Below are 20,562 nucleotides of genomic sequence, written 5' to 3'. Positions count from 1 at the left end.
ATAAAAATGATATTGGAAACAAATGCGTTTAGAGACTTTAAAGATCCCCGGAAGTTCTGTTGTCATGCAGGTGTAGCTCCATTTTCATATACATCTGGAAGTAGTATCCGGTCCAAAAGAAAGGTCTCTAAAAGAGCAGATAAGAGTATCAAGGCCCTATTACATATGGCTGCATTATCTGCCATTAAAACAAAAGGAGATCTGGGACAATACTATGCTCGCAAAGTAGCTGAAGGCAAGAACAAAATGACAGTTCTCAATGCCATTCGTGCTAAATTGGTATTAAGAATGTTTGCCGTTATTAAAAATGACAGACTTTTTATACAAAACTATGTTAATCCCTTGTCCATATCATAAGAATAAGGAGGTGTCATGATCGCAGCATCATGACGGAGGATTTCTCCTACGCCTAGTGAGTGCACAACTTCAAGTCGCACCCTCAACCAACAAACAAAAAAAGCGACCCGGTTGGATCGCTATTTTATATCTTAAGCGAGGGTTTCGCTTAAAGCGAAGCTCTCGCTAGTTATGTTCTTCCACCCACTTTCTGGCATTCACAAACGCTTCGAGCCAGGGTGTGTATGCATCTCCTTTTCGGTCAGCAGGATAATGTGCCCACTGCCATGGGAAGATGGCACGTTCAAGGTGCGGCATCATTGCCAGGTGACGGCCATTGTCAGAACAAACTGCTGCCGTGGCAAAATTCGAACCGTTTGGATTACCCGGATATTCATTGTATAAATATTTACCTGCAATGTTATATGCATTCTCAGGTTTAGGCATGGCAAATTTACCTTCCCCGTGTGCGACCCAAACACCAAGCTGACTTCCGGCCAATGTTTTCAGCATCACCGACTCATTGTTTTCTATCTTCATGGTCAGGAAGGAACTCTCAAATTTATGCGATATGTTGTGTTCCATTTTAGGTTTCACATCATGATCAGGATAAACCAACCCAAGCTCCATCATTAGCTGACAGCCATTACAGATTCCGAGACTAAGTGTATCCTTGCGTGCGTAGAATTTATCCAGTGCTTCCTTGGCTTTTGGATTATAAAGAAAAGCGCCGGCCCATCCCTTGGCTGATCCTAAAACATCGGAGTTAGAGAATCCGCCGACAAAAACTATGAAGTTCACATCTTCCAGTGTTTCCCTTCCCGTGATGAGGTCTGTCATATGCACATCTTTCACATCGAAGCCTGCCAGGTACATGGAATAGGCCATTTCACGGTCACCGTTGACACCTTTTTCCCTGATAATAGCAGCCTTAACACCAGACCGGTTGCGACGGTTCGGATCAACACCAATGCTTTCAAATTTACCCATAAATGATGCATCAAAATTAAATTCAAGCGGCTGCGTCTTGTAATTATTGAAACGACCTGCAGCACATTTGTCGCCACTCTGTTTGCAATCCAAAAGATAAGATGATTTATACCAGATATCACGCATATAATCAATGCCAAACTGATAGATTTCTCCATCTTTCTCAACCAGAACATGACGTTCATCTGTTGGTTTAGCAATTTCAGTAAACGCAATGCCGGCTTCATTTAAAATGGCATCTACTTTGTTTTTATCTGTAACCTGAACCAGAATTCCGGGGTTCTCGGCAAATAATATTTTTATCAGATCATCCTCATCTATCTCATCCAGGCTGACTTCAAGGCCACCTTCTGTGTTGGCAAAACACATTTCGAGTAAGGCTGTTATCATGCCACCGGCAGAAATATCATGTCCCGCAACGATTAACTCCTCTTCCACCAGTTTTTGGACCGCATTAAAAGCTTTAATAAAGTAATCGCTGTCCTTTACAGTCGGAACTTCTTTTCCGATACGGTTCAAAGCCTGAGCAAAGGCAGATCCACCCAGTTTAAATTTATCAAACGAAAAATCGATGTAATAAACCGGCTTTTCAGGATCGTTGCTGATAACAGGGCTTACTACCTTTTTTACATCACTGACCTCTCCTCCTGCTGAAATAATAACCGTTCCGGGGGACAATACTTTTTCGTCCCCGTATTTTTGGGTCATCGACATGGAATCTTTTCCGGTTGGGACATTGATGCCCAAATCCACACAAAAGTCGCTGATAGCTTCTACTGCCTTATATAAGCGGGCATCTTCTCCCTCATTCTTACAGGGCCACATCCAGTTGGCACTCAGGCTTACACTCTTCAGATGATCTTTTAACGGAGCCCAAACAATGTTGGTCAACGATTCAGCCACAGCCAGTACAGAACCGGCAGCAGGATCAATCATAGCAGCTTGAGGCGCATGCCCTATTGAAGATGCGATTCCTGATTTACCCCTGTAGTCCAAAGCTACAACACCCAGATCGTTCAATGGCAACTGAATTTCACCGGCAGTCTGCTGTTTGGCAACTTTTCCGGTTACCGACCGGTCAACTTTATTGGTGAGCCAGTCTTTGCAGGCTACGCCTTCCAGCTGCAGCACCTGCTCAAGATATTCGTGTAAGTCCTTAATATTGTATTTTACATCATTGTAGGTCTCGTCAACAGTCACATCTTTCATGTAAGTGCGAGGTGGTTTACCAAACATATATTCCAGCTGAATATCAATCGGTTTTATGCCATCGGCCTGTTTGAATATGAACATGTGATCGCCGGTTGCCTCACCAACCACATACATCGGGGAGCGTTCACGTTCCGCAATTTTATAGACGTAATCAATGTTTTCGGTATTCAGGATCATCCCCATACGTTCCTGCGACTCGTTTCCAATTATTTCCTTGGCAGAAAGGGTTGGATCACCAACAGGCAGTTTATCCATATTAATCACACCGCCCGTTTCCTCCAGTAATTCCGAGAGGCTGTTCAGATGTCCGCCGGCACCGTGATCGTGAATTGAAACGATTGGATTTTTATCATCCTCACATAAGGCACGGATCACATTGGCAGCACGTTTCTGCATTTCAGGGTTGGCCCGTTGCACCGCGTTCAGCTCAACCGCATTGGCATAATGGCCTGTATCAACAGAAGATACAGCGCCGCCTCCCATACCGATACGATAGTTGTCGCCGCCCAGCAATACCACTTTATCGCCCTTTTTCGGATGCCCTTTCAACGCATCGGCTTTTTTAGCATAGCCAACACCACCAGCCAGCATGATGACTTTATCGTAACCAAACTTTTTGGCGTTTTCGAAGTGTTCAAAGGTGAGCAATGAACCACAGATCAGTGGTTGTCCGAACTTATTTCCAAAATCTGATGCACCGTTGGATGCCTTGATCAGAATTTGCTCCGGCGTTTGATAGAGCCATGGCCTTGGCTCCGTTGCATCTTCCCAGTTCCGGCCTTCTTCGGTTCTGGCATAAGAAGTCATATATACCGCTGTACCAGCAATTGGCAAACTACCGATTCCTCCACCTAAACGGTCCCGGATCTCACCTCCAGACCCCGTTGATGCGCCGTTGAATGGTTCAACTGTAGTAGGGAAGTTATGTGTTTCAGCCTTTATGGAAATAACACTTTCATAATCCTTCACGGCAAAAAAGTCAGGCTTATCCTGCGATTCCGGTGCAAACTGCTCGATAACAGGCCCTTCCAGAAAAGCTACATTATCTTTATACGCAGAAATGATAAAATTAGGATTCTCCTTTGATGTGCGTTTTATCAACTGAAACAGGGAGCTTTCCATTTCTTTTCCATCAATGATAAAGGTTCCGTTAAATATTTTATGGCGACAGTGTTCCGAATTTACCTGAGAAAATCCGAACACTTCGCTGTCTGTCAGTTTTCGCCCGATATTTTTACTGACATCTTCCAGATACTCTATTTCGTCGGCACTCAAAGCCAATCCCTCCTGTTCGTTGTATGAGGTAATATCCTCGATATAGACAATGGGATCAGGCTTTTTACTGATGGTAAAAATGGTTTGGTTCAACCCGTTATACATACGCTGCAACATCGGATCGTGTTCTGCATCCTCACTGCTTACCGGAAAGTATTCCTCAATCCGGCTAATGCCTTCTATGCCCATGTTTTGGGTTATTTCAACCGCATTGGTACTCCACGGTGTAATCATCTCTTTACGTGGTCCTACATACCATCCGTTCATGGCATCGGTATCAACAAAAACGGCTCCTGAATAGAGCCATGACAATTTACTGATATTTTCCGCGGAGAGGGGATTACTAACTTCTGTAGCAATGATTTTTTTGTCGGGAGACTGAAAAAAGAGTATCATGATGTTCCTGTTTCTGCTTTGTGCCGCAAAAATACAAAAAGCAATCTTAATAACAGAGCTACAAAATTGAATTTATTAACAAACAATGACGAATTTCGGGGTAGCAAAGGTGCCTAAAAACAAAAAGTCCGCTTCAGTTTAAAGCGGACATTTATCTCTGTATGTTTAACTTAGAATTTATAAACTAATCCAATATTAGTCGTTTGATTCCTTGGATTATAATACCCGGTCATCTTCAGCTTTTCGTATCTTTTCTTCTCTGATGGTGTTGCCAGGGTACGAATCATATTTATGCCCCATACGCCAACTGCCGTATATAACATGATATCGGAGTATAATTTATAATCATCCGATTCCTGCATCAACCTGTCATGTTCCGCATAATCATTTTGAAGCATGGCTTCTGCAGCTTCATCCGACAGATCCATGGATTTCTCATTTGTAAAATAGGATCCGGCACCCAAACCATAAAACAGAAATCCTCCTATTGCTGACGATTCCCCACGGGTTAAATAGGATCGTCCGGCGCCAGGCCAGATCATTGTAAGTAATACCGCTGCTCCCTTACTTCTGTAATGCAAAGGTTCCATAAGGTACTCAAACTTTTCATCAGCATTTTCAATAGTAATCTCATCTTCAATGGTTTTAAAACCTTTTGCTTTGAGTTTCATTGAATATAAACCGCCCAACAGTACGTTTTTCTCATTGGAATTAAATTTCAATGTACTGTCAAGCAAAACTGTTCCTTTCTTAGGTTTTGATATAATGGTAACGCTACACATTTTTGACGGTAATTCAATTTCCTCAACCTGACCATTTTCTTTTACATCAATAGTTTTTTCAAAATCATTGTAGTACTTACTATTTTTAAAGGATAGTGTATGTTCACCTAATGCCAGTGGAATTGAGACGCTACCTGTTCCTACCATATCATCTCCAACCCATATTTCTGCATCATTAGAATTAGTTAAAACATTAACCTTACAACCCGCCATCAAATTCACATGATAATTTAAAGTATCTGTTGCGGCAAAATCAATATCAAATGTTTCATCAGCAAAATCATCCTTTTTAATAATGAACTGATGCTTTCCTTCCAGACCCTTTAATAAGAGAGGGGTACTTCCTGATAGTGCACCATCCATATAAACTTTGGCATCTTCAGGATTTGAAGAGACAAGAAACCCTTGCTCCAAAACCACATTAATGCTATCTGCAGTATTCTTTTTAAATGTTACCTCTTTTCTGGTTACAGGATAGTCTTCTTTTTCAATTTGAATTTCATGATTTCCGGGTTCCATATCTACAAGAAACTTAGGACTTAATCCTACATATTCTCCATCCAGGTAAATTTTTGCTTTTGTTGGTTCAGTCACTACAATAAATCCGCTCTTTAATTCCTCACCAATATAATTTGTCTTATTTTTCACAACATCAAAATTCTTTTCCAGCGCCAGATAACCATCTTTAACGAGTTTTAAAGTGTGTTCACCGACCGGAACTGAATCCAGAATCATCGATGAAAAACCAACCATCTTGCCATCTAAATATACTTTTGCCAAAGACGGATTGGTAGTGATAGATATTTTCCCAAATACCTGTTGCAACTGAAAAAATTCACGATAGGCCTTCCCTTCTTCTACTTCAATAACCTTGACCTGAGGATCAAAGCTTTCCTTGCGCACTTCAATAACATGTGATCCGGTGGACAATCGGCCGTTGTACATCTTTGTGCCCTCAAAATTATCATCAATATATATGTCAGCTTCCGGATTTGCCAGGATACTAATGGTTCCGTATCCGGCAGTCAATTCAGCAAAAGCTTTAGCGAGTTCGCTGTTCCCGACACTGACATTTACGACAGCATCGTTATAATTTTCCTTTTTAACCACAAACCTGTAATCTCCCGGTGATATACCCTTTAAAGCCAAAGGTGTTTCACCCAGCAACTTTTCTCCGATATACACTGATGATTCAGTTGGCATACTGCTTATCAAAAGGTTTCCTGATGTCTGCGGCTGATTTTCGAATACCTTTGTTACCTGATTTGCTGTCACCACAACGGTATCACGGAATGAAAAAAGCGGAGAGAACTTTATTTCAATCGCATATTCTCCTGTTTCCACCTCTTCATTATACGGTGTAAACAATCCTGTTTCCCTGCCGTTTATTATTACCGGCAAATAACTTGAGTCACTGTCAATTATTAATGTCCCGGTTTCCTGGGCTGACACGAACTGCAATCCACTCAGAATAAAAAGGAATAAACTAATAGTATAAATTCTCATCGTCAATAAATTTTTCATTTCCGTTCGTATCTCAACAAGACTCGGAAACCTGTCGTCCAGTCTTTTTTATCAGGATCCCAGCTTTCAGCATAATTTAATTCACACTGGTTAGACGGACTCACATAACTTCCGCCTTTTACACTTCCGTCCGCACACATCTCCGCTACGTTTCCCGACATATCATACAGACCAAAAGCATTTGGATTTTTCTGGCCCACAGGCTTGGTAGATGCCATATTGGTATTTCCTTCATACCATCCAAAATCGCCAAGTGTATTGCTACCACTGTACTTAAATGAACCATTGGCTCTTGCAGCAAAATTCCATTCATCTACTGTAGGCAGACGAAAATCCATAGAGGTCTGTAATTTTAATTTAGTCAGGAAGTTCAGAATATCATATTTGTTTACATTTTCCACAGGATTATTCTGTCCTTTATTTACACTGGGATTATTTCCCATAATGCTCTGCCAAAGCTTTTGCGTTACTTCATATTTTCCAACGTAATAATTACCGTTAGGCCCTTTTACAAGTACTAATGGTACTCCCATATTATCCAGCATAGACAGCTGATCACTACTGAGTATTGACCTTTGTTCTGCTTTTCTCTTAGCTTCTGCTTCGCGCTTCAGGCGTTCTTTTTCTGCAGCATCCTTTCGTGCTTTCTCCTCCTCCGCAAGTTTTAACTGATTTGCCTCTTCTTCCTTACGAGCTTTATCAGCCAGTTCTTTTCTAATTTTATCGGCTTCTTCCTCCTTAATTTTTTCAATTTCCTCTGCACTTAAAGCCGGGGTATTGTCATTTCCGGTTTCTGCTGTTTTTTCTGTACTTACGGGATCAGAATTCTGAATAACAGGCTGTTCTGTTGTTGTAGCAGGTATAACATTGGCAGTTGACACCTCGGTCTGCTTTTCTTTTTCTTCATTCCGTGCTCCTGCAATCAGTTCCTTTTCAGGCATTTTTGCTTCAGTTTTTTGTGATTTACTGAATGATTCTGGCAAAAATCCCGGAGGTGCCGCAAAATACAGATATGCCGCTGCGCCAATTAAAACAGCAAACACAATTGATACAGGTAAGACCCACCGTCTTCTTTTCCTGTGCGAGAAATCATCCTTATACTCACCGCCACTTATTACCTGACTCTCATCACCGGAAATTTTTAATGTAGCAAAATTTTCTGAACCAGTATCTTTTTTCCCTTTTTGTTTCTTTTTAGAACCGGCCGGATTTCCTTTATAGTCTTTGTTTTTAAGCGCCTCAACCAAAACTGAGCAATCCTGTATACGTTCATCCGGATCTTTGATTAAACAATCCAGTATCAAACGGTTGAGCCACATTGGAATGCTTTTCTCGTAAAACTTAGGCTCCTTGGGCCTTTCATTCAGCAAACTGTGAACTGTAGTCAACGGATTTGAACTGTGGAATGGCACTTTACCCGTCAAACATTCATAAATCATTACACCAAGGCTATAAATATCTGCCCGGTGATCCACTTCCACTTTACCGGTTGCCTGTTCAGGACTCATATATTCAGGCGTCCCCACAACAGTTCCTGCCTGGCTCAAACGGGTTTCCCCCCGTACAAACACAATTCCGAAATCTGTTAATACGGGTTTTTGTTTGGTAACAATAACATTTGCGGTTTTTATATCGCGATGAACCAGATTCTTGCTATGCAAATAACCTAAAGCCTCGGCAAGGGGGATAATATATCTTATCGTCTGAGCAACAGATAGTTTACCGCCTTTTCTTACAATATCCCTTAAAGTCTCACCTTCAAGGAATTCCATAGCCATATAATGAACTGTACCTATTGAGCCTACATCATAAATTTTAACGATGTTATCGTGATTTAATGATGCCCCAACCCTTGCTTCCCTTAAAAACCGATCAACAAATTCCTTTTCATGTATTAAATTCTGATGTATGACTTTTAATGCAACAGGACGTTGCAGGTTTTTTTGATTAGCTTTAAAAACAACAGCCATTCCACCGGACCCGACTACACCACTTATTTCATAAGTTTCACCAAGCACCTGTTTTACAAGCGTATCCGGTTGACTATCTGCGACAAATGATAGTGTATCAGAAGAAATAATGCTACCACAATGCCGACACTTGATAGCGTTCTTTCGTATCAGCTCATCACAAAACGGACATCTTTTAGTTTCTTCAGCCATTAGCTATATTTCTTATTGAAAATTCGTTTTAATAAGTTGTTCTTATTATCTGCAGAATCTTCCACAGGTAAACTGAATTCTCTTAATTTTAATTCTTTTATATGTTTTACGCCAACTCTGACGAGAACGACTGAAATGTTATCATCACTTCCCATTTCATAGGCATATGCGACAAGACTTTTGGCTGCCTCATCCAGATCCTTTCTGCCCATAATAAAATTCTTGAACAGATTAATGTTGGTATTAATTCTGTCTGTCAATAATCCATCGGAGCATAATAAAAAGCTTTCACCTTCATTTAATTGCAAACAATTGCTGTCTGTCGGAAACAGATCAGCCTTCTCCATTCCGCCATCAATACATTTGGTAAGAATATGCGAATAATTATCTAAAATATCTTTAGGCAACTTCTCACCCTTTGCTTTCATAAAATCCTGAACATAAGAATGGTCTGTTGTTAACTGCTTATATTCATTACTGTTAAAGTAATATATTCTGCTATCTCCAATGGACGCCCAAACATACTTATTGTCGTGAATAAGAATACAAACCAGCGTTGTTCCCATACCATTAAGATTACGGTCACGGGAAATCTCATCATTAATTGCACCATGTGCTTTTTCGACAGCCATACCCAAATTCTCTTTGAGATTTGTCTCGTTTAACACAATACTGCTATCTTCAAAATGATTGATTAAGGCATTAATTGCCACATAACTTGCTAATTCACCTCCATTAGCACCCCCCATACCATCAGCCACCGCAAATATCCATGTATTCTCATTCAGCTGTTCTGCAGCCAGATAATCCTGATTGTATTCTCTACGGCCATGAAATGTGTATGGCGAAAATTCAATATTATACATTCAAACAGTTATAAAATATATTGAAATTCCACTTCACCGGTCTTAATGGTTGAATTTGGTTTTATCTCAACTTCTTCGCCCGGTTGTAACTGCACTCCGTCAACAATTGTCAAATTTGTTTTACTTACATTTTTTAACCTTAATTTATTATCAGATTCAATTAATTCTGCCTGCTTTCGTGATATGGTCTTTTCCATTAACCTAATATGCGCATATCCTCTCTCTCCTTTAATATCTTCACGCCCAATAGTTACGATATTTCCTTCAGGTGTAGGATATCCGGCAATTTTAAATACTTTTCCTTCATCGGTACCGGAGATTATTTTCAATTCACCAGGAATAAATTTCAACGTTTTGGGATCGCCTGCAGCAGACAATTTTATGGTTTGAAAATCTTCATCTATGTCTGCGACTTCGCCCCCGGCCTTTCCGCCCGGTTTCCTGAATATTAAAACAAGGATCAGCGCAATAATAATTACCACCCCTATAATCAGAATTATCATAAGGGTATTTATTCCTGACTTTTCTTCAGGAGCTGTTGCAGATGCGGGGAGTGTAAGATTGGTTCTGCCCTGCTCGCTGATAAATGGTTCACCTGTATCCGGTTCAATATAAACGATACCGGTAATTTCGTATTTATAATTGGTTTCAGGTGACACCTGTGCTGTATTGATTTGAATTGTGAAACCATAATCTCCTTCAACAAGATAATGGGAAGTTGTATTTTCTTTGCCCGGAACCCAGCGTGTTACAAGACCTTTTATGGTAACCACTTCGCCTTTATATTTTGCAGGATTTTCTTTTATGTCTTTGACAGCAGTAATTTCTGCATGCATAAAAGTTGCCATCATGCTTACTACCATTATAAGTAAAATACGTTTCATCATTTGGCTTATTAAGTTAATTATTAACAGATTAAATGAATATTTTATACAATAGTTTTCTCTAGAAGTACAATAATTATCGATTAATTACACAAACAGAGTAGACCGATACTAATATAAATTTGCAAGATCATTTTCGACCACCAATTTTAATAATTTGGAAGTGTGATCTTTGACATTATCGTTTACAATTAAATATAGCGCATTATCCTTATCACTATAAGTCATTTTATAAGGACGAAGTACATTTTCAAGCAGTACCTCGTTTTCACCTGTAAACATATCTATCCTACCTAACAGGTTGTATTCGTACTTGGTATAGTAAATGTAATTTTGCGTAACCAGCAAACCTGTAACACCATTAATAAAACTTACAGACCACGTACTTCTGTCCTGAGTTTTAGCAATACCTCCTGCATTAGAGAACCATATAAAATCGTTTCCGTAGTCGAAACTCAGAATTTCACCATGACCATCAAGCTCCCTGTCATATTCAATATAATCGGGGGCCTTATACTTAACAAGCGGACTTCTCTCATTATCTTTTATAATAGCACCCACATAAATATTTCCATCTTTATCCGTATCAATATCAAACGGCTCAGCAAGACTATCGGTAATATGTGTCAGTTGCTTATTGTTAAAATTGTACATTAACAACTGTGCATTTTCGGTTGGCTGCTCATCTTTCCTTGATGTGATAAACATGCAACTGTCATTTACAATAAGACCAAATGGTCTGGTATTTGAAGTATACACAACCCTGGATTGTTGAGTTGCTTCATCGAATGCCATGATATCATAGGCCCCCTCATCACCCTTAGCTTCATTATTCTTTACAGAATAATATATCGACTGACCGGATATATATACATCATCAGGTTCATTAAGATTATTCAAAACGGTATCCAGCTTAATATTTAAATCGCTGTTAATAACCAATTCCCCAATGTTTTGCTCACGCGAATTTGGATTCCCGCAACTAACTAAAAGCACCAGGACAAACAGAAAGTAAGCATATTTATTCATATCAATAATTTTGTGTGTTTATAACAAACTGCTTAAATAAATTAAGTAGTTTAACTTATAAGACTCAATTAATTCCCTACTATATTTTATATTAAAATACTCTAAATCAGAAAATAATATTCATCTGTTGCCCAACATCACAAAATCAAAATCAATACAGGTGAAATTTGTATAAATTTAACAAATTAACATTTATAAACAAATTTTTCTTTTAAAATGGATCACTAACCTCAGTCTTTCATATAAAAATGAAAGTTTTAATCTATTTCACTCCTACTTATTACCAACACATTATCAAACACTTACAAAACAATCAATTTTTAATATACCTCACGGATATTATTAAAGACTTCGGAAATTACTCCAATGTAATATATGACCGATTATGATTCACACGGAATCCATATCTGTACCAAAAGTTTATTTACTCTGGTACTACCCTATCAGGCATACTTTTATTACTTTGATTACAAAATCTGAGGCGGCCTTTAAATTTACGGAAATTTTGAGAAATTTCAATTAAATCAGGGAAGTAGAATATTTAATTTCTCTATTGGGAAGTAAAAAAGAAGCGCTCACCGTCATCCTTCCGGCTCACGCTTCTTAAAATTATTCAAACAAAAAACAGATGTGTAAAGTGCAGAAGCACTTTAATTTAATTGAATTGAACGAAGCTATTTTATTCGAGATATTGATTAATCAACCGAACCATTAAATGATTCAGGTATTCAACCTCATAATCACCAACTGTAGGTTCTAAATGTTCGTTACCAATACCGCTGTGATTGGTAATAAATACATATGTACCATTTGTTGCTATTGCAATGTATCGCATTAAAAATTCAGTTTCCTTATCTATTCCACTCGCCGTTACCGGAATTATTTTTATGCCTTTTGCAGCAGCATCCTCAACTAACTCATTCATTTTTGAAATGATATCAGTTTCATGATGTGGCGGAGCATCTAACATTAAAAACAAAAGGCGTGATTTACTGCTATTAGACCACTGAAGGTTATTGATTGCTTCATTCAAAGCTGTATGAACAGCCTCAGGAAAATCGCCTCCACCATCTGCTGACTGATCTTTAATAAAATTCACCGTAGTTGTTATATCGGTAGTAAACGGGCTTTGTCTTGTCACATATTCATCGCCTTCATCACGGTAAAATACACTGCCAGTATTTATTACAACATCAGGATTAGTTTCTTTTACGCTATCAATTACATCTACCAGCTCAACTTTCAGATATTCCAGCTCATCAGACATTGATCCGGTAGCATCCACAACGAATGCTATGTCAATTTTAGAGCCAATAATGGCAGCATTATAATCGTTCAGTGTAATTTCATTTACCCCTTCAGTATATTGTTTTAAACCAGTGAAAGTTAATCCGGCCACTTTAATTTTCATTTCCGAAACAGCAGCATCAGAACCGGATAAACCCGGCCAAAATTCTGCCATACCAGCATAATCCGTTTTTGTGGACCATAAAACCTGATCAGATCCATCCAGAAGCTGCATTGTTTCATTAATCACAGGATTACCCGATGAGCCTGTCACCTGTACTGAAATTCTTGTACTTATATTATACTCCCAATGTTCCGGCATTCCTTTATAGTCTTCATCCTGTCCCAGGTTGACCCAAAAAGTCCAGTTCGATAAATCATTCCACTCACCAGCTGTTATCTGACCTGCTACAATATCAACCTGCGTAGAATCTCCATTCCCTGAACCTCCGGAAACGGATCCTCCTGCCATACCATCTGCAAGGTACATAGACTCAGACCCCGCTTTATCACCGTACATATCTCCATCTACAACCTCATCACAGGCACTGAACACAAGAATAATTGCTGCAAATAAACCTACTAATGTATATTTTCTCATACTGGCTAAATTAAATTCTATAGTACTAAGAGGTCGACGAATTAAAAAAGGTTGCTTCGGTTTAAGATTTTATTTGAAAAAATTTTATACTATGATCCTTTTCTGAAGGATTGAAATTAATAAAAAAAATGCAGCTGCATTGCTGCAGCTGCATGAATAAAATACGTATACGTATTTTAACGGTTATAGGTTTTTATACTGTTTGAGTTACATCCCAGACAAATGCCCGGATACCCACGTCCTTATTCACATTATCCAATCTGACTACATTATCGAGCAGATCACTAACTTTACTTGCATCAATAATAGTAAGAACAGAACTGTTAATTTCCGGCCAGGTATGCGTACCCATATGCGGATTACCTTCCACAGATCCACGCCCCATCACATTTTCCCATTGGGTATATCCTCTGATCCCCATTCTGTCAAGCATAAATTCCACTTTTTCGGTCAATGCCTGATTATAGGTTATAAAAACGGCTTTTAAAGCTGGTTTATCCATTTTTCAGTGTTTTTTAGTTTGAACTTTTAATAGGTGTCTCCATGAATTTATAACGCTCACGCACTTTTTTCATTCTGTCGCGTTCACCGCGTTTTGAAAATGATGCGTACATTACCGGAACCAGAATCATTGTAATGATAGTTGAAAACACCAATCCTCCAATTACAGATATTCCCATAGGGCTCCATATTTCGGAACCTTCACCTCTGCTAAGCGCCATTGGAGTCATACCCAGAATGGTGGTCAGTGCTGTCATTAATACCGGACGTAACCTGGATTTTCCGGAAATCACGATTGCTTCATACAATTCATAGCCTCTGTCACGCATAAGATCGATAAAATCGACGAGCACAATCGCATTCTTAACCACAATACCTATCAACAGAACCGCTCCCAGTAAAGCAATTACACTCATGTTTGTATGGGTCATAAATAATATCAGAAATACTCCTGAGAATGAGAACGGAATGGAGAACATTATGATCAACGGCAGCTTGAACGATTCAAACTGACTGGCCATCACAATGTAAACAAGAGCCAAACTCAGCAACATCAGAAGAAACAAATCGCTGAACGATTCTTCCTGATCTTCGTAAGCACCACCAACTTCAACCATCACACCTTGCGGAGTATCTACGGTTTTTAATACCTCCTTGATGGAATTAGCCAGTTCCCCTAATGATGTTTTATAAGGGATTGCCGAAACGGTAACAATACGCTCTTTTCTTTTGTGTTCAATATTTGGAGGAGTCAGTTCCTCTCTGATATCTGCAATTTCTTCCAGCCGGATCGACTTTCCGGTTGGTGTTGCTATTGAGATATTCTTTATGTCAGAAAGCGAATTTCTGTATTGCTTTTTGAATTTAACAATTACATCATATTCGTCTCCAAACTCACGGAAACGTGTTGCCGTTAATCCTTCTATCCTGTTTCTTAAGGCAGAAGATACAGTGGCAGTCGTTAACCCGTGCTGTGCCATTTTATCCCTGTCAAGATGAACCTGAAGTTCCGGTTTGAAATCATCTCTGCTGATCTGTACCTCACGGGCTCCAGGAATCTGTTCAATCTTATCCTGAATCATTTTAGCAAAGGCAGTGGTTTTATCCATATCGTATCCGTAAACACCTACCTCAACATTATTATTTCCACCCATTGCCATATTGTTACTGGTAGAGACTGAATATTCAACCAATCCCGGCAACGTGCCCAAATAATCACGAATATCTTCAGCTATTTCAAAAACGGAACGATTCCTTTCTTCCGGTTTTACCAGTCGAAGACTATAGTTTATAATATTACTTCCTGTAGTCTGAAACAACGCCTGCAGACCAGCGGATGCATCTGAACCGTTAGATCTGGAAATCAATTGAATTTCCGGAAATGTTTCAGAGAAGTAGTTATCAATTTTCTCACCCAGTTTCACAGCTTCATCGGTACGTGTTCCAACCTGCATGTGCGCTTCAATGCTAATACTACTGTTGTCTGTCTCAGGGAGAAATTCCCCGCCAATCTGAGTAACCAAAAACAAAGAACCAAGAAATATAACAGAGGACAGAATGATGATAGTCACCTTGTGATGAATAGCCCATTTAAGCGTTCTTTCATAGAAACTATCCATCCAGTCCAGAAATGGTTCAATAAATCTCTGATGCAATGTTCTTTTTTTCTTCTTCTCTTCGGCTGAACGCAAACGCAATAATTTGGACGACAACATCGGTGTGAGTGAAATGGCCGCTATAGTTGATGTTACAACTGTTATAGAAACGATCCATCCCAACTGCCGGAAGAATGTTCCGGTTAAACCACCTAACATGGTTAACGGGAAGAATACCGCTACAACTGTTAATGTTGTAACAATAACCGCCAGCCACACCTCGTTCGTAGCGTATATAGCTGCCTCACGTGGTGTTGCACCGCGTTCAATATGTTTTGTAATATTCTCCAAAACCACAATCGCATCATCCACCACCATACCTATCGCTATGGATAACGAGGAAAGTGAGATGATATTAATTGAGTTTCCTGTATTAGCCAGGTAAATAAATGCAACTATAAGTGATATTGGTATAGTCAGAACCACAATGAATGTTGCTCTCCATCTACCAAGAAAGAACAAAACGACCAGCACAACAAAAAGCAAGGCATACATGAAAGTCTCCGAAAGATTCGAGATTGAATTTGAGATAAATTCCGACGAATCGAATATGGTCTCAATTTTAACATCCGGCGGCAGGTTCTGCTTGGCTTCTTCTATCTGTTTTTTTACCTGAGTTGCAATATTAACTGTATTTGCGCCACTCTGTTTCATTACAAACATACGGGCTGCCCTCTCGCCGTTAACCGTTTCAGACGCATTGATATCCTTGGCAGAGTCACGAACTGCAGCCACATTTTTTAGGTAAATGGACTGACCATTCACATTTCCAACAACAATGTTCCGGATATCTTCACTACGCTCAAACTCTCCTTCAACACGTATGGGGTAATCAATCTCGCCCATTTCAATATTACCGGCCGGAGTATTCACGTTTTCCATCCGTAACATATTACCTATCTGTTCCACAGAAAGGTTGTATGCATCCAGTTTATACGGATCAACTTCAACAGTTATTTCACGCCCCGGCAAACCTGCCAGACCTACATTACCGATTCCGTCAATCCTGTTTAACGGATTAATAACTTTCTCATCCATTATCTTCTCTAATCCGTCGAAGCTTTCGTTCGCGGTAACAGAATAGAAAAGAATAGGCATCATAGCCGTATTGAACTTATATATGGTTGGATCCTCTGCATCTTCCGGCAGGAAACGTTTAATAAACGAAAGTGAATTCCGGATATCATTTGCAGCTTCATCAAGGTTCTTCCCAAATTCAAATTCAACCATCACAACAGACATGTTATCGCGTGATGTCGAAGTAATTTCCTTTATATCACTGATTGAACTCAAAGCATCCTCGATGGGTTTGGTTATATTTGTCTCAATATCAGCAGCATTTGCCCCACTATAGGTCGTAAAAACCGTAATGGCAGGAAACTCCATCTCCGGGTAAAAATCCACCGGTAGTTTCACCAGCGAATAGAGGCCGAATATGATCACACCCACAAATATCAATAAGGTGGTGATCGGCTTTTTTACTGCACTAGAATATATACTCATGATAAATTTCTTTTGTCGGTTTTATTAGTCAACGATTTTTACTTTATACTGATCCATAAGGTTACCCTGCCCGGTTACTATCAACTTTACGCCGGGTTTAATTTCGTTGGCAATAATTTCTATTTTATCGTCAAAACGTTTTCCAGTTTTCACCTTAATTTTATGTGCAATACCGTTTTCTGCAATAAATACATACTTGTCATTTGTACCTTCCTGCTGCATTAAGGCAATAGAAGGAATGACAATGGATTTATAGGTACCTAAATCAAGGCTTACCCGTGAAAACATTCCCGGACGAAGTTTCTCACCTTTGTTATTCAGTTTGATCTCTACCTTAAATGTCCTGGACATCGGATCAAGTGTCGGGTAAATCCTGAAAACTTCTCCAACAAACATCTTTTGCGGATAGATATCAAGCTTTACATCAGCCTTCATTCCTTCGTAAACATCTGGGAAATATGCCTCTGACACATTCACAATAGCTTTCAGCGGATCAATCTGCATCAGCGAAACAATAGCTGCTTTTCCAGCCTGTGTGTTGGGTGCTCCCGAGTACATCTCACCATTTTCAAAATACTTGCCGGTAACCACACCATTTATCGGGGATACCAAACGTGTATTTTCTTCCAAAAAATCAACATTTGATTTGGTCACATCGTATTGCGTCTTGACCTGATCAAATTGTTGGTCGCTTATACTATTAGTCTCCTTTAGAGCTTTCAAACGTTCGTAGTTTACTTTTGCGTTTTCAAGCTGGATTCGGGCCTGCATCAACTGAGTTTTATCCATTTCTGCAATCAAATCACCTTTTTTAACATGATCACCAACTTCCACATAGATTTTCTGAATCCTTCCCGGTGAAGCAGATGCAAAATGAACCTCCTCAAAAGCAGCGAGAGTAGCTGTATAATCAATTGTATTTTCCAGTGTATCTACGGCCAGTGTCATAACCCGCACATTATAGGTCTTATCCTTTGGAGCAACAACTTCAGGTGCTGCCTCATCTTTTTTCATCTCCGTATTTTTAGCACCGGATTCTTCCTCTTTCTTTTCTCCGGGTTTGCAGGCCGAAGTCACAAAAACACCACTGACAAGCAGTAAATAAAGTAGCTTTTTCATTTTATATCTGATTTTTTATGTTTTACAAATTATTATTAAGTTTATCCAATGCCAGCTTAGCCTGTAACATCGACATTACGGACTGGATATAATTACTTTCAGCCTCAAGATAGGTTGAGTTGGATTGTGTGAGTTCCAGACTGGAAATGACACCCTCATTATATTTACGATTGTATGTATCGTAAACACGTTTGGCAACTTCAACATTCTCCTTTTGCAGATTATAATTTTCAATAGCAGTCTTAAGATTATATTTCAGCTGTTCGGATTGCATGTTCAACTGATCTTCCAGCATTGCTTTACTGTTTCTTACCTTATCCAACTGAATTTCAGCCTTCTGCACCTTTGTCTGACGATTCCATGAAGTAAACAGAGGAAGATTAACGCTGAAACCAATCGTATGTGGTGGATTCAGGTCAAAATCAGTAGTGATTATTTTTGCGTTGTAAGAATAAAATGCAGAAATGGTTGGCAAATAAGCACTCTTTTGAAGCATTACCTGTTTCTCCTGCACTTTCTCCTGTCCCTTAAACAACTGGTAATCAATATTATTATCAATTACGAATGGTGCAAGTGTCGACTGAATAACTTCCTGGCTATTGATGACATCATCCAGTGTTGTAGTAAGGTTTAATGGTGTTCCAGGTTCAACTCCCAACTGAAAACGTAACATATTGTAATTCATCTCCAGGTTACGTTCCATGGACTTGAGTGAATTTTTCAACTGAACACTGGTTATTTTCAACTGATCTGCATCAATCTGTTCAGCCATTCCTGCGTCAACCATAGCCTGAGTCTGGCTTACCATCTTATCCAAATTGCCAATGTTTTCTTTCAAAATACGCAATGACTCCTGAGTTATTAGTGTTAGGTAATAAGAACTTATTACCATATCCGTTACTTCATTTTCGGTTTTATTATAACTCATATTCATGATTTCTTTTGCAAGTTTTGCGGACTGAATTCCTACAAGAAACTGACCACTGAATACCAACTGACTAACCTGTAACTTAGCACTTGCCTGATCCCTCATTCTAATAGATGAAGTCGGCATATTGCTCTGTATTGCACTATCTATTGCATAAGAAGCAAGAATAGTAGATGGATTTGCGGTTGGATATTCATTGGTCAAAATATCATTAATTATACCACTAGTCTGTTCCTTGGAAAGGCCAGTCCCACCGCCTCCAAAGCTGAAAGCAAATTCATAATTAAAAAAGTTGGTGTAATCAAACGATGCACTTACCTGTGGTAAACCGGATGATATCGCCTCCCATACGGACTTTTTTGCCAGTTCTTTGTCAAGTTCTGCGTTCTGAATCGTTTTGTTGTGATCCAACGCATATGACTTCGCCTCATCCAGCGATAAGTCCATTTTGTCCTGGGCTGAAACAGCCAGAACAGGTAACAGACTCAATGCAATCAATAGTTTAAGTGTATTCATCTTATTAAATCGGATTTTTAGTTGTTATATGCTTTTAATTTCTCTTCTAATACTTCAAGCCCTCTTGATGTGGCTAAGCTTCGGATATGAAGCTCCATTATTGATAAAAAGAATCCCGGAGTCCGGATCTCATCTTCAGTAAAAATATCCCTGTCCATAATGGTTACCACCCTGCTCAGGTATAATTTAGCTACCAAAACAGGATTTACTTCATCCCTGTACAGTTGTTCAATTTTACCTTTATTAATATTGGATATAATGGACTTATATATTTCTTCCCGCTGAATCTCATAAAATTTCCTAAAGATTTCAGGATAGTACTTTTTCAGATCATATTGCATGGAAGGATTTTGGTTTTTCATCATATAGCTAACTTTATCGCTAACCATCATCAAAATCTCAATCGCATTTTTATCCCTTGTATCACACATCTTGTCCCGCTTGTCTATCTGGCCATGCAGATACTCCAGTACCTTTTCAACCAAATCCTCTTTGTTGGACACATACTGATAAAGGGTCTTTTTTGATATACCTAATTCACGTGAAACATCATCCATCGTAACACTTTTAATGCCATAACGCATGAACAGATCCTTCACTTTATCAAGTATATTATTTAACTCTTCTTCACTCATAAATAATATTTTCGGCAAAGATATACCAAAATAAACTCAGGAAACAATATTTACAATAAAAGTTTCCATAGTATTTAAAGTTTTTAACATATGTTTCGTTTTGTTGGTTTTTACGTCAACAAAAGAGCGAATAAAATAACTCCGCAACCAGTAATTTTCAGCCAACATCCATTTTTTGTAGGTGAATGTGGACGATCGGGGTCCGAAAGAAAAGTTTCAATTGCGGGTCAGGATTTGATTCAGGATTAGCAGTGCATAGTTATTGAAATAATTTTACAAAATCAAACAAAATAAATTAACTCTCATACAACCTTTTTCACATAATAAGCCTCTCTGTTAATGTGATGATTCTGAGTTAAAT

The 20,562-nt window shown here is 39.0% G+C and carries 13 protein-coding genes; 1 reads left to right on the top strand and 12 read right to left on the bottom strand.

Annotated features, from left to right (window positions below):
- Positions 1–357 (top strand): transposase (locus ACE01N_RS09250; RefSeq protein ID WP_380587519.1); only part of this gene is annotated, 357 nt, incomplete at its 5' end.
- 165 nt (positions 358–522) lie between these two features.
- On the opposite strand, the gene purL is transcribed toward ACE01N_RS09250, so the two are convergent.
- The 12 genes from purL to ACE01N_RS09190 all read right to left on the bottom strand — a co-directional run bounded on the left by purL (position 523) and on the right by ACE01N_RS09190 (position 20,201).
- Positions 523–4,209 (bottom strand): phosphoribosylformylglycinamidine synthase, encoded by a 3,687-nt coding sequence (purL, locus tag ACE01N_RS09245; protein ID WP_380587516.1) that lies wholly within the window; start codon positions 4,207–4,209, stop codon positions 523–525.
- A gap of 170 nt (positions 4,210–4,379) precedes the next feature.
- A complete protein-coding gene (locus ACE01N_RS09240) occupies positions 4,380–6,497 on the bottom strand; it encodes a PEGA domain-containing protein (RefSeq protein WP_380587513.1) in 2,118 nt (705 codons plus the stop codon).
- Between the two features lie 14 nt (positions 6,498–6,511).
- Positions 6,512–8,677, bottom strand: a complete 2,166-nt coding sequence (locus ACE01N_RS09235; RefSeq protein WP_380587510.1) for a protein kinase domain-containing protein — start codon at positions 8,675–8,677, stop codon at positions 6,512–6,514.
- Complete coding sequence (locus ACE01N_RS09230; protein WP_375729210.1) at positions 8,677–9,543, bottom strand: PP2C family protein-serine/threonine phosphatase; 867 nt, start codon at positions 9,541–9,543, stop codon at positions 8,677–8,679. The genes ACE01N_RS09235 and ACE01N_RS09230 overlap by 1 nt, the downstream gene beginning before the upstream one ends.
- Positions 9,544–9,551: 8 nt before the next feature.
- Positions 9,552–10,430: an FHA domain-containing protein gene (locus ACE01N_RS09225; RefSeq protein ID WP_375729209.1), complete on the bottom strand. Its 879-nt coding sequence runs from the start codon at positions 10,428–10,430 to the stop codon at positions 9,552–9,554.
- 108 nt (positions 10,431–10,538) lie between these two features.
- Positions 10,539–11,456: an NHL repeat-containing protein gene (locus ACE01N_RS09220; protein WP_380587506.1), complete on the bottom strand. Its 918-nt coding sequence runs from the start codon at positions 11,454–11,456 to the stop codon at positions 10,539–10,541.
- 679 nt (positions 11,457–12,135) lie between these two features.
- Entirely contained in the window at positions 12,136–13,344 is a 1,209-nt protein-coding gene (locus tag ACE01N_RS09215; RefSeq protein ID WP_380587504.1) for a VWA domain-containing protein, read from the bottom strand.
- 193 nt (positions 13,345–13,537) lie between these two features.
- Positions 13,538–13,846: a PG0541 family transporter-associated protein gene (locus tag ACE01N_RS09210; protein ID WP_380587501.1), complete on the bottom strand. Its 309-nt coding sequence runs from the start codon at positions 13,844–13,846 to the stop codon at positions 13,538–13,540.
- A 13-nt stretch (positions 13,847–13,859) separates the two neighbouring features.
- Positions 13,860–17,003, bottom strand: a complete 3,144-nt coding sequence (locus tag ACE01N_RS09205) for an efflux RND transporter permease subunit (RefSeq protein ID WP_380587498.1) — start codon at positions 17,001–17,003, stop codon at positions 13,860–13,862.
- Positions 17,004–17,027: 24 nt separating this feature from the next.
- Complete coding sequence (locus tag ACE01N_RS09200) at positions 17,028–18,122, bottom strand: efflux RND transporter periplasmic adaptor subunit (RefSeq protein ID WP_380587495.1); 1,095 nt, start codon at positions 18,120–18,122, stop codon at positions 17,028–17,030.
- Positions 18,123–18,144: 22 nt separating this feature from the next.
- A complete protein-coding gene (locus ACE01N_RS09195) occupies positions 18,145–19,566 on the bottom strand; it encodes a TolC family protein (RefSeq protein WP_380587492.1) in 1,422 nt (473 codons plus the stop codon).
- A 17-nt stretch (positions 19,567–19,583) separates the two neighbouring features.
- Positions 19,584–20,201 (bottom strand): TetR/AcrR family transcriptional regulator, encoded by a 618-nt coding sequence (locus ACE01N_RS09190; RefSeq protein ID WP_380587489.1) that lies wholly within the window; start codon positions 20,199–20,201, stop codon positions 19,584–19,586.
- Positions 20,202–20,562 lie beyond the last annotated feature (361 nt).

It is taken from the genome of Quyinboa ferrireducens, assembly GCF_042436675.1.
Classification (GTDB): Bacteria; Bacteroidota; Bacteroidia; order Bacteroidales; family UBA5342; genus JBHJHP01.
Note: the sequence above shows the minus strand (reverse complement) of the source record. Positions and strands in the feature narration are given on the sequence as shown.